Below are 1,087 nucleotides of genomic sequence, written 5' to 3'. Positions count from 1 at the left end.
CGATTTATTATAGAATTTGGTGACAGAATGACTCGCCACCTCGACTTGTTACCGTTAATTGTGTTTCAATAGTTCCATTATCGCATTGTAATACTGCTTTCTCAGTTTCTTTTTGTGGCATTTTGTTTCAATTTAATCATCTAATAAAAATCGGGAAGTAAATCCATTTGGATCGTTTGGGTCTTTTTTATCATTTTTAGCCGATGAAATATTATTCTTACATGCATATTCTTCATATAATTTTTCTTCTAATTCTTCCCATTCTTTTTGGGAATATTCTTTGCCTTTATAGGTTTTATACACCGAGATGGTGTCTTTACTCTCTTCTCCCTCTATTGTTACCTCTCCCGTATCTCCATCTATTACATAAATTTTAGGTAAATAAGCCGGAGGTTCTCCAAACTTTGGAAAGTTTTTGGGATCGGTATTAGGGATTCCTTTAACTATGGATATGACCCAATATTTTTCTTTATTCTTTTCTCCAAAATATAGTTTAAATACGGGGCGCCCCTCCTCATCTACTCGTCCTTTACCTGTTCTCAGATTGATGTACCCTTTTTCCTGTAAAAATTCCAATACTTGTTGGGGTTTGATTTTTCCAAATTTTTGGTCTTCATCTGTTTCTTTAATAAGATTCCCTTGTTCATCGTAATAGCGGGAAATTCCTACTTTCACATTCCCCCCTATATAAGTTTCTTTCTTTTTTAAAAAGCCATTAGGATAAAATTCTTTGTATATGGTTAGAAAAGATGGAGCTGGAAGCCTTTCTCTTTGAAAGCCTATTTTATCTTTAAAAAAAACCATAGAAAATATTGTATTACCATTAGATAAAATATATTTATCAGATCCTTTATGGGTTTTTTCATAAATATCAAAATCAAATTTTTCTATCATGGTGGTGTCTTTTTTTGGAGTTACTAATTGGTTAAAAGTCGTTTTCTGTTGTTCCTGCCCTTGGCAAGTGATAAACATCCCTAGAGCAAATAAAATTAATATTTTCTTCATTTTTTAGACCCTATCCTAAATTTTGTGTATTTGCCAGTTAGAGGTGGCGAGTCATTCTGTCACCAAATTCTATAATAAATCA

The 1,087-nt window shown here is 32.4% G+C and carries 1 protein-coding gene; it reads right to left on the bottom strand.

Annotation, left to right across the window (positions count from 1 at the left end; genetic code table 11):
• Positions 1 to 132: 132 nt before the first annotated feature.
• Positions 133 to 1,005, bottom strand: a complete 873-nt coding sequence (locus tag J3U42_RS12255) for a hypothetical protein (RefSeq protein ID WP_267336612.1) — start codon at positions 1,003 to 1,005, stop codon at positions 133 to 135.
• Between the last annotated feature and the right edge of the window lie 82 nt (positions 1,006 to 1,087).

The sequence above is a fragment of the Gilliamella sp. B2923 genome, assembly GCF_026536565.1.
Classification (GTDB): Bacteria; Pseudomonadota; Gammaproteobacteria; order Enterobacterales; family Orbaceae; genus Gilliamella.
Note: the sequence above shows the minus strand (reverse complement) of the source record. Positions and strands in the feature narration are given on the sequence as shown.

Bases quoted from the DNA above. Each gene is read 5' to 3' on its own strand.
- J3U42_RS12255 (WP_267336612.1), bottom strand. From the start codon at position 1,005: ATGAAGAAAATATTAATTTTATTTGCTCTAGGGATGTTTATCACTTGC.